14 protein-coding genes are annotated in these 9,034 nt (G+C 69.2%); 6 read left to right on the top strand and 8 right to left on the bottom strand.

Features of this window, described 5'->3' with window-relative positions:
- Positions 1-113: 113 nt before the first annotated feature.
- Positions 114-941, bottom strand: a complete 828-nt coding sequence (locus tag ACFXB5_RS15155; protein ID WP_385207324.1) for a DUF427 domain-containing protein — start codon at positions 939-941, stop codon at positions 114-116.
- Positions 938-1,156, bottom strand: a complete 219-nt coding sequence (locus ACFXB5_RS15160) for a hypothetical protein (RefSeq protein WP_385207326.1) — start codon at positions 1,154-1,156, stop codon at positions 938-940. Before ACFXB5_RS15160 ends, ACFXB5_RS15155 begins: the two co-directional genes overlap by 4 nt.
- Positions 1,157-1,463: 307 nt before the next feature.
- Here ACFXB5_RS15160 and ACFXB5_RS15165 point away from each other — a divergent pair, with 307 nt between their 5' ends.
- Entirely contained in the window at positions 1,464-2,009 is a 546-nt protein-coding gene (locus tag ACFXB5_RS15165; RefSeq protein ID WP_385207328.1) for an HAD family acid phosphatase, read from the top strand.
- On the top strand, positions 1,961-2,155 hold the full coding sequence (locus tag ACFXB5_RS15170; protein ID WP_385207330.1) for a hypothetical protein: 195 nt from the start codon (positions 1,961-1,963) through the stop codon (positions 2,153-2,155). Before ACFXB5_RS15165 ends, ACFXB5_RS15170 begins: the two co-directional genes overlap by 49 nt.
- 140 nt (positions 2,156-2,295) lie before the next feature.
- Here ACFXB5_RS15170 and ACFXB5_RS15175 read toward each other — a convergent pair whose 3' ends face one another.
- The 3 genes from ACFXB5_RS15175 to ACFXB5_RS15185 form a co-directional block, all read right to left on the bottom strand.
- Entirely contained in the window at positions 2,296-2,940 is a 645-nt protein-coding gene (locus ACFXB5_RS15175) for a response regulator (RefSeq protein ID WP_385207333.1), read from the bottom strand.
- Positions 2,931-4,013: a sensor histidine kinase gene (locus ACFXB5_RS15180; RefSeq protein WP_385207336.1), complete on the bottom strand. Its 1,083-nt coding sequence runs from the start codon at positions 4,011-4,013 to the stop codon at positions 2,931-2,933. The genes ACFXB5_RS15175 and ACFXB5_RS15180 overlap by 10 nt, the downstream gene beginning before the upstream one ends.
- A gap of 227 nt (positions 4,014-4,240) precedes the next feature.
- Positions 4,241-4,897: a DedA family protein gene (locus ACFXB5_RS15185; protein ID WP_385207339.1), complete on the bottom strand. Its 657-nt coding sequence runs from the start codon at positions 4,895-4,897 to the stop codon at positions 4,241-4,243.
- Positions 4,898-5,229: 332 nt separating this feature from the next.
- Between ACFXB5_RS15185 and ACFXB5_RS15190 the strand changes: the two genes are divergently transcribed.
- The 3 genes from ACFXB5_RS15190 to ACFXB5_RS15200 are packed head-to-tail and all read left to right on the top strand — an operon-like array spanning position 5,230 to position 6,843.
- Positions 5,230-5,586, top strand: coding sequence for a PadR family transcriptional regulator (locus ACFXB5_RS15190; RefSeq protein WP_385207342.1), 357 nt, complete (start codon positions 5,230-5,232; stop codon positions 5,584-5,586).
- The gene (locus ACFXB5_RS15195) at positions 5,583-6,494 is read left to right on the top strand and encodes a hypothetical protein (RefSeq protein ID WP_385207345.1); all 912 of its coding nucleotides are present in this window, start codon (positions 5,583-5,585) and stop codon (positions 6,492-6,494) included. Before ACFXB5_RS15190 ends, ACFXB5_RS15195 begins: the two co-directional genes overlap by 4 nt.
- Before the next feature lie 34 nt (positions 6,495-6,528).
- Complete coding sequence (locus ACFXB5_RS15200) at positions 6,529-6,843, top strand: hypothetical protein (RefSeq protein WP_385207348.1); 315 nt, start codon at positions 6,529-6,531, stop codon at positions 6,841-6,843.
- Positions 6,844-6,867: 24 nt separating this feature from the next.
- Here the strand turns inward: ACFXB5_RS15200 and ACFXB5_RS15205 are convergent, their stop codons facing one another.
- Entirely contained in the window at positions 6,868-7,305 is a 438-nt protein-coding gene (locus tag ACFXB5_RS15205; protein ID WP_385207351.1) for a VOC family protein, read from the bottom strand.
- A 33-nt stretch (positions 7,306-7,338) separates the two neighbouring features.
- A complete protein-coding gene (locus tag ACFXB5_RS15210; RefSeq protein WP_385207354.1) occupies positions 7,339-7,782 on the bottom strand; it encodes a helix-turn-helix transcriptional regulator in 444 nt (147 codons plus the stop codon).
- 209 nt (positions 7,783-7,991) lie between these two features.
- Here ACFXB5_RS15210 and ACFXB5_RS15215 point away from each other — a divergent pair, with 209 nt between their 5' ends.
- Positions 7,992-8,579 (top strand): RICIN domain-containing protein, encoded by a 588-nt coding sequence (locus tag ACFXB5_RS15215; RefSeq protein ID WP_385207357.1) that lies wholly within the window; start codon positions 7,992-7,994, stop codon positions 8,577-8,579.
- Positions 8,580-8,696: 117 nt separating this feature from the next.
- On the opposite strand, the gene ACFXB5_RS15220 is transcribed toward ACFXB5_RS15215, so the two are convergent.
- Positions 8,697-9,034, bottom strand: a 338-nt coding sequence (locus tag ACFXB5_RS15220; RefSeq protein ID WP_385207360.1) for an aminotransferase class I/II-fold pyridoxal phosphate-dependent enzyme, incomplete at its 5' end; no start/stop codon positions are given.

The following is a 9,034-nucleotide window of genomic DNA, read 5'->3' on the forward strand; positions in this document are numbered from 1 at the left end:
CGTTGCGCGAACGGAACTGACGGAGTTGACGGGGCGTCAATTCTAGTCGTGGGGCACACGCGTGGGCCCTGGGCAGAGGCCCAGGGCCCTTCCGGGCGAGGAGGTGTTATCGCCTACCGGTGTTCCTGCTCCCAGTTCGCCCTGGAGACCGGGGCGGGCCGGGGAAGCGGCCGGCCGTCCAGGTAGAGGTCGACCTTCTCGTTGTAGAAGGCGACCAGCCCCGCGATGGGGGACACCTGGTGGGTCGGGAAGTCATAGGTCCAGGCGAGGTCCGGGTGGGTGGCGGTGCCGGTCCGGACGGACCAGTAGCCGCTCGTCATGCCCTTGTACGGACAGCTGGTGACGGTCTCGGTGGGCTCCATGCGCGTCCAGTCCAGATACACCCGGTCCAGGTAGTAGCGCGTCGGGAGCCCCGTCTCCAGCACCATCACCGAGCTCGGGGCGTCGGCGAGCACGGCGCCGTCCAGCTCGACGCGCACGGCGCGGCCCGACCGGAGCGCGTCGACACGGGTGTACGGGCTCCTGGGGTGGACGAACACCTGCTCGTCCTCCTCGAACCAGGCGTCGACGGCCTCCCACCGGAAGCTGACATGGCCGACGATGCCGGAGGGCGCGTCCTCGCCCCACTCCCAGGCCGCGCCCGGGCGGGTGAGCGAGCCCAGCCGGAGGGTCTGGCGGCGCGCTCCGCCGACCTTCAGGGCCATGCTCCGGCCCTCGTCGACGAGCGCCCCCTCGGCGATGTCGTCGCGGGGCACGCAGTACTGCGGATAGCCCGGCCAGAGCCACACATAGCGCGCCCGCACGGTGTCGAAGACGGGGCGGCCGGCCACGAAGCCACGGATGCGGCGCGGTACGGGCTCCACATGCCCGACCGGAACGATCATCGCGGGGTAGTCCGGTGTACCTGGCGTGTCCGGCGTGTCCGGTCCCTGCTGTGTCATGCCTCTTCCAGCGCCTCTCCGAACTCGCGCAGCGCCTTGCCGTGCTGGCTGTGGGCCAGCCCGTGCCCGACCGCTATGGCCGCCGCCACCGGCCAATCGATGATCCCGATGGCGGCGATGACGCCGAGTCCGGCGAGGAAGTAGAGCTGCCCCTCCGACGGCAGCTCCACCCGCCGCCCATCGAACTGGACGGTCACCGAATGGCGCGCGCACACGTCCTCGGCCGCCGCTCGGGGCCCGTGGGGCCTTCTCCTCGCCGCCGGAGCCGGCGTCCGGGAGTCCGCGCTGGTGGAAGGGGCTGTCTTGGTCGCTCTGGTCATGGCTTCGATCCGTTCGTCGACCTTGACGGACAAGCGCGATGACATTTTCTACTCTAATCCAACCTCCACGGCTCATGCCCGGTGGCAGCCACTTGCCATGATTTCGGCCGGTTCGGCGAGAAGCAAGCGGTTGCGTGCGCGGCTCCCTTGTGCGGTCAGAGCGCCTCGCTCCGGCGGTGGCCAGGGGCTCGCCGAGGCGTCGGTGGCGGCCCCCAGCGCCGCCGCGGCCGTCGACTACGAGACGTGGAAGAGCGATGTCGACAAGGTGATCGACCAGGCCCTTCCCTACATCCAGGAGCGCATCCAGGACGGCGGGGGACAGAAGCAGGCGCTCGTCCTCGACATCGACAACACCTCGCTGGAGACGTACTTCCAGTGGTTCCCGCCGACTCCCGCCGTCGAGCGGGTCCTGTGGAGCTCACCCGCTACGCGAGCGAGCGCGGGGTGGGCATCTTCTTCGGACATCATCTGCACCGTCACCTCGGTCGGGGTCGGGGACGGCCCGGTCCTCCAGGGCGAGCGGCTGCGCCCGCACGTCCACATCAACGCCATCGGCGCCGATCTGATCGGCAAGTACGAGGTGCCACGGTCCGTGCTGAAGTCCGCCTTCGTCACCCGGGACCATCGGGGACAGGCGCTGCGCGAGGGCGAGTGCCAGCAGCTCGACGAGAGCGACCTGGGCCCGGAGCTGCCCGAGCTGTGCGCCGCCCTCGCGCTCGCCGAGGCGCGGCGGGACGGGACGGGCTGACCGTCTTCGACTCGACCGGATTCGCCCTGGAGGATCACATCGCCTTCGATGTGATCCTCGAACTCGCGGAGGCAGCCGGCATCGGCGACCGGGTGCAGCTGGAACACCTGCCGGAGGACGCGCTCAACCCGTACTCCTTCCAGTGACGGCACCGGGCTGTGCCGGCCGGGGACGTGGCAGGGCCGAGGACAGCCCGGCGGTGTGCCAGACGCCGAGGGGTGCTCGACGGCGTGCGGGACGACGTCGTCGGGCACCTCGGTATCCGGGCGGTCACCGGTCGCGCGCCTCAGGACTCCAGATACCGCAGAACCGCCAGGATCCGCCGACTGTAGCCGACGGTGTGCGACAGCTCGAGCTTGTCGAAGATCGCGTTGAGGTTCTTCTCCACCGAGCTCAGCGAGATGTGCAGCTTCTGCGCGATGGCCGTGTTGGTGTGACCCTGTGCCAGGGTCTCCAGGACACTCCGCTCCCGCGGGGTGAGCCGGGCGAGCGGGTCACCGTGCGTGGTACGGATGACCAACTGACGCACGACTTCGGGGTCGATGGCCGCGCCACCCGCGTGAATCCGGTCGAGCGCGTCCAGGAACTCCTCGACCTGGGCGACGCGGTCCTTCAGGAGATACCCGACCCGCTCCGCGTTGGAAGCCAGCAGCTGGGCCGCGTAGTTGCGCTCCACGTGCTGTGAGAGCACGAGCAGGCCGATCTGGGGCCAGCGCTTGCGGATCTCCAGCGCGGCCCGCAACCCGTCGTCGGTGTGCGTCGGTGGCATCCGGATGTCGACGACGACCATGTCGGGTGTCCGCTCCTCGACCTCCTTCATGAGGGACACCGCGTCGCCCACCGCCGCGACGACCTCATGGCCCTCCTCGACGAGCAGGCGCACCAGTCCTTCCCGTAGCAAGGTCGAGTCCTCGGCGAGGATCATGCGCATGGAAGCTCCGCGGTAATGGTCGTGGGTCCCCCGAGGGGGCTGTCGATATGCAGCAGACCGTCGAGCGCGCTCACCCGGCTGCGCAGCCCCGTGAGGCCGCTGCCCAATGGGTCCGCTCCGCCGGTCCCATTGTCCTCGACCCGTACCACGAGCACCGCGCCGTGCAACGCGAGCCCGATGGAAATCGCCGTGGCGCCGGAGTGCTTGGCGGCATTGGTCACGCACTCCGACACCACGAAGTACGCGGCGGTCTCCACCGGCTGCGGCAGCGCACGGTCGACCTCGAACTCCATGCGGATGGGGATGGAACACCGCTCGGAGACCCCGCCGAGTGCTTCCTGCAGCCCCAGGCTGTCCAGGGCGGACGGATAGATCCGCCAGGTCGCCTCACGGAGTTCGGTGATGATCTCCTGGGACTCCTGGTGCGCCTGGTGCAGTAAGGCGTCCACCTGCTCGGGGTTGCGGCCGCGGCTGCGGCGCGCCCGGCCGAGCAGCATGGCGAGTGCCACCAGGCGCTGCTGGATGCCGTCGTGGAGATCGCGCTCGATGCGGCGGCGCTCGGCGTCGACGGCTTGGACGACCGCGGCCCGGCTGGTGGCCAGTTCGTCGATGCGCTGCCGCAGCAACTCCCGCTCGGACGGCCCGAAGCACTCGCGGGCCAGCCGGGCGTCCAGTACCGCCAGGGAGTGGATGCCCTGTACGTCGAGGAACAGCAGCACTCCGCCGAGCAGGGCCTGGGTGAGGAGTTCCGGCAGGTCGAGACGGCCTTGGAGCAGTCGCACGGCCAGCACGGCGGCGAGGATGCAGCCGAACCCCAGCAGACCGAGGACGATGGTGAACAGCAGCCCCGTGTAGCCGCGGATCGTCAGATACCGCAGGACCTTCTGGTCGGACGACTTGTAGTGCTCGGGGAAACGATCGCCGAAGAAGACGAAGCGGCGCACCCGGTCCAGCGCCGCGAGCCGATGGGCCCCGGAGGCGAGCGCGGCCAAGGCGCGGGGCCGGGTGCGCGGCCACAACAGGAAGGCCGCCAAGACCGTGCCGACGATCAGCAAGTAGAGGAATCCGAGCATGGCTGTGCAGCAGCCGAGGAGTGTTCCCGGAATCCTGCGCGGCCACGAGGGATCCGCCGCCCCCCTGCCGTCGTGCTGACCGGATGAGCCGAGAAACAGGTGATGAGTGGCGATATTCCTGAAATCCCCCCGCACGGCGGCCAAGCCTAGCCCGGCCGCACAGCCCGGGCAAGATCGCCCGGACTGTGGCGCGAGCGGAGCGGAGGGGCCGGGGCGCGCGTCGTGGCTCATGAAGCGTGGTACCGCCGGTCGCGTCCGCGGAAGCGCATGACCACATAGACCACGATGGCCACCACAACCGCGACCAGGACCACCTTGGAGAGGACGCCGACGTAGGTCTCCACCTCGTCCCACTGATCGCCCAGCCAGTAACCGGCCATCACCAGCACCGAGTTCCAGACCAGGCTGCCCAGCGTGGTCAGCAGGGCGAAAACCGGCAGCGGCATGCGCTCGACCCCGGCCGGAATGGAGATGAGGCTACGGAAGATCGGCACCATGCGGCCGAAAAACACCGCCTTGGTGCCGTGCCGCTCGAACCACTGCTCGGTACGGTCCAGATCGGACGTCTTCACCAGCGGCAGCTTCGCCCAGATGGCGTGCATGCGACGGCGGCCGACGAGCATGCCGATCCAGTACAGCACCAGCGCGCCCACCACCGAGCCGAGCGTGGTCCAGAACAGTGCCGAGGCCAGGCTGAGCACGCCCTGACCGGCCGCGAACCCGGTCAGGGGCAGGATCACCTCGCTGGGCAGCGGCGGGAAGAGGTTCTCCAGCGCGATGGCCAGACCGGCTCCCGGCCCGCCCATCGCGTCCACGAGGTCCGCGGCCCAGCCGGCGATGCCGTCCGAGGGCTCCTGGGGCAGAGCCAGGGTCATCAAGTGCATGCGGTCTCCAACATGGCGGTCCGGCGCCAGGGCGCCTCCCGCCCCGACGCCTGTCAATCTAGAAACCGCGGATCGGCGAGGACATGAGGATTGCCGCCCGACCCGATGGTGTTCTCCGCAACGCTGACCCTGCGGGAAACCGCAGATCAGCCGGGTGCCGGGCGGCCCAGACACACCACGCGCGTCTTCCGTCGGCTGACTTCGCGGTTCCGCGGCCAACTGCCTGCCGCACGCTGAACCGGGCCGAGGTGGTGTCAGATCCTGGAGCGTGCTTAACTACTCTGAAATCGAACTAGATGCGAACCGCGACTAGTTGGAAGGGGAAGTAGGCCATGCCGACAGCGGAGCCCTCGTCCGGCTGGCTGCGAGGAATGCTGCCTCTGCTGCTGGTCGCCTTGCTCGCGCAGGGCGACCAGCACGGGTACGCACTGGTCCAGCAGTTGGCCGCGCGGGGATTCGGCACGGTCCGTGGCGGAGCGCTCTACCCGGTGCTGGGCCGTCTGGAGAACGACGGACTGGTCGAGGCTCACTGGCAGGCGGGGGAGGGCGGCCCGGGGCGCAAGGTCTACCGGCTGACCGACGCCGGGTGGGCGCGGCTGCGCGAGGAGCGGGAGGGCTGGGAGCACTTCTCCGGCTCCGTGGATCGTCTGCTGGCCCGCCTTGATGACGTCGACAGGGAGCGGACGTGAGTAACGAGACCGTCGAAGTCTGGTACGCCAGGGCTCGGCTGACGCTTGCCGCGCGGCCGGTGCCGCGGGACACCGCCGACACGGTGCTGAACGAGGTGGAGCAGCACTGCGCGGAGAGCGGTGAGCATCCGCGGGAGGCTTTCGGCTCACCGGCGGAATTCGCGGCGACGGTCGCCACCGAACGAGTCCCGGATCAGGTCCGTGCGGCCTACGACCGGGACGGCCTGACCCCGGCCGACCGCCTTGCCGGTGTGTTCGGTTCGCTGGGTCTGAGTACGGTGGTGGCCGGCCTCCTGTTGTGGATCTCGGCTGGTGGCACTCTCACGCTGACCAGGGCCGGTCTGGCGGGGACACTCCTCACCGCGCTCGCTCTGGCGACCGCGTTTGTCGCGGCGCACGGGCCGAGGTCAGGCGCCCGGCGCCGGGCCGTCGGGTGGTGGCTCGCCTCGGCCGCCACGACGATCCTGGCGGCCGTCGCCTTCACCGCGCTGCCCAGGACCGGACTTGGCACGCTCCCAACGCCGATCGTCTGTCTGGCGGGGATCGTCCTGATGGCGATCTGGTTCGCCGTACCCGGTAAGCCGACTGGCAAGGGTGGACTCGGCATAACACCGGAGACCGTTCACTCCTCCGAGGACTGGCTGAGGCACCTGCCGCGGCTGCTGGAAGAACAACACGGCCTGCCTCGTGCCCGCGCGGCGGAGCTCACCGAAGAAGCGGCCCGGCATGTCATCGATGCCGGGCGGGCGCCCTGGGACGAATTCGGTCCGGTGGGGCTGTACGCACTCCGGCTGGCCGAGCAGGAGCCCCGCCGGGTGCGCCGGCTGACGCGGGGCGATACGCCGGTCAGCGCCGGAGTGTTCGTGTCGCGGTTCCAGCGCTCGCGTATGCCTGGACCTCGGACATGACAAGAGCAGTGATCTACAGAGGAGGAACCGAAGAATGGGTAAGAGTCACAACCTCGTGCTGATCCGGGACGCGCATGTGGTCGCGGCGGCCCTCCGCCAGGCACTGGACGGGGCCTCGGCCGAGACGCGCCCGGGTCTGGAACGCGCGGTCACGATCGTCGAATCCACCGCCGCCGCCACCGAAACCCAGGTGCGTGGTCATTGGGTCCGCTCCCGGCTGGCCGACGTCGGCTTCTCCGGGGACCTCACCTCGGTCGCGGCGGTAAAGGCGCTGCGCGGGGCAGAGCCGGGGCTGAGCCTGCTGGCAGCGGTGCGACTACGGGATGACGCCGTGGCCCATCCGGAGTGATGCGCGACATGTCCCCGCTGCGGGTCAGTGCCGTTCCGGGTCGAAGTCCAGCACCTGCGTGAGCCGGATGTTGTTGCCCGACGGGTCCCGGAACGACGTGTCGATTCCGTACGGCTGCGCCGTCGGCGGGTCGTTGAACTCCACGCCACGGGCGGACAGTTCGTTATAGGCGGCCCTGCAGTCGTCGGTCTCCAGGAACAGCGTGCCACCCGCACCCTTTGCCACCAGATCCGACAGCTGGACACTGCTCGCCTCGTCGAGCATGGGCTGCCCCGGTACTGGCATCAGCACCAGTGCCGGACCGTCCCCGCCGGGCGGGGCGACGCACAGCCACCGGAAGCTCCATGCCTCCATCGTCACGTCCGCCCGGACCTCCCAGCCGAGTTTCTTGGTGTAGAAGGCAAGCGCCTCGTCCTGGTCGTGCACCCAGAACTGCGCATTCGCGATCTTGATTGTCGTCATGGTCGCTCCTTGGTCGATTGCCTGGGATCGACGCTAGGCAGCCGGCGAGGCCGTGTCTTCTCGAAACGTGCGGTTCCGTGGCCGTGCGTAGGCCATCGCCACACAGCGGGGGATGCGCACAAGTCGTGCGGCGGGCAGGTGCGCCGCCCGGTACGTCTGTGGAGTCATCCCGTACATCCTGCGGAAACTCGTCGTGAAGGAACCGATGCTCCGCACACCGACGGCGACGCCGATCGCGGTCACCGTCCAGTCGGTCGCGAGCAGCAGGGCGGCGGCCCGCTCCAGGCGACGGGTCAGTAGGTACTGGTGCGGCGACTCGCCGAACACGGCCTTGAAGCGGCGGCTGAAGTGGGCCGGAGACAGCGAGGCGGCCGCGGCCATGTCGGCCACGGTGAGTGTCTCGGAGTAGCGGGTGTCCGCGAGATCCCTGGCGCGGAGCAGATGACGAGCGATCGGAACATGGGCCACGCAACCCATTGTGCGGTCGGCCGGGGAATTGTGTCGTGCGGATGGGCCCCGAGCATCGGGCCGGACAGCGTATGGCGGAAAAGTGCTCACGACATGGCTCTGCCTCAATGGTAATTTTCAAGGCGCAGCGCGTGACGCCCGAGAAATGATTACGGATCAGTGTTCAAGGTGTCCGCCTGCATTCGATCCTCCGCACTCGACAAGGAAAGCAGACGCAGATGAATAATCACTTCAAGGCTGCGGGGATGATCGCAGCAGCTGTGGCCGCGATCGGTGGCACGGCCCTCTCGGCACCAGTCGCCTCGGCCTCGTCGCGCCCGGCACCGGTGACTCCGCAGGTGTCGCCCTCGACGGCGACATTACCGCCGACGGCGAGATCGGCGGCATTCGGCAAGTTTCTCGTGAACAACAACAGCGGCAAGTGTCTCAGCCCGGCCGGCGGTGGTGTCGACAACAACGTTTTCACCGTCATCTACGACTGCGACACCCACCCGTCACGTAGCTGGTACCTCGTGGACAAGGGTAATTCGCTCTACCAGATCCTGAACCTCAACAGCGGTAAGTGCCTCGCTCCTGCCGGGGGAGCCGGCAGCAACAACACCCAGACCGTCATCTACACCTGCGACAATGATCCGTCGCGACTCTGGTACTTCACCGATAAGGGTAATTTCAATTACCACATTGTGAACTACAGCAGCGGCAAGTGCCTCACCCCGGCAGGCGGCGGTGTTCTGAACAACACCCAGACCGTCATCTACAACTGCGACGCCGACCCGTCGCGTGTTTGGTCCCTCGCCGCGCAGTAGCGGCTCCGGTCGCGCCGGCCGCGAACGGTCCCCGCGCGCCAGGGCCCGTTCGTTCGCGCGCCCTTCCCCCGCGCCAGTCGGATGCTCGCGTTCCCGCCGTCTGATGGCGTTGGTGAGTCAGCCGTCCGTGCCGCTGCGCGGGACCCAGCGGGCGACCACCGTCACGGCTTGCCCGATCTGGTTGTCGGTGAGGTCGCCGCGTGCGGTGAGTCGTAGCCGGGAGTGGCGGTCGGGCGTGGAGGGCGGCCGGAAGCAGCCCACTGCCACGCCTGCCTCCCGGCACGCTCGCGCCCATGCCACGGCCGCTTCCGGCGAGGGCGCTCGGACGGACACCACGGCGGCGTCCGGCACGCACGCGTCCAGCCCCGCGGCCGCCAGGCCCGCCGCCCCCCCCCGGGCCACCGCCCCCGCGCCTGGGCCCCGCGCCCGGACCGCGCGCCCCACCCGCCCCCCCC

Source organism: Streptomyces sp. NPDC059455 (assembly GCF_042750115.1).
Lineage (GTDB): Bacteria > Actinomycetota > Actinomycetes > Streptomycetales > Streptomycetaceae > Streptomyces > Streptomyces endocoffeicus.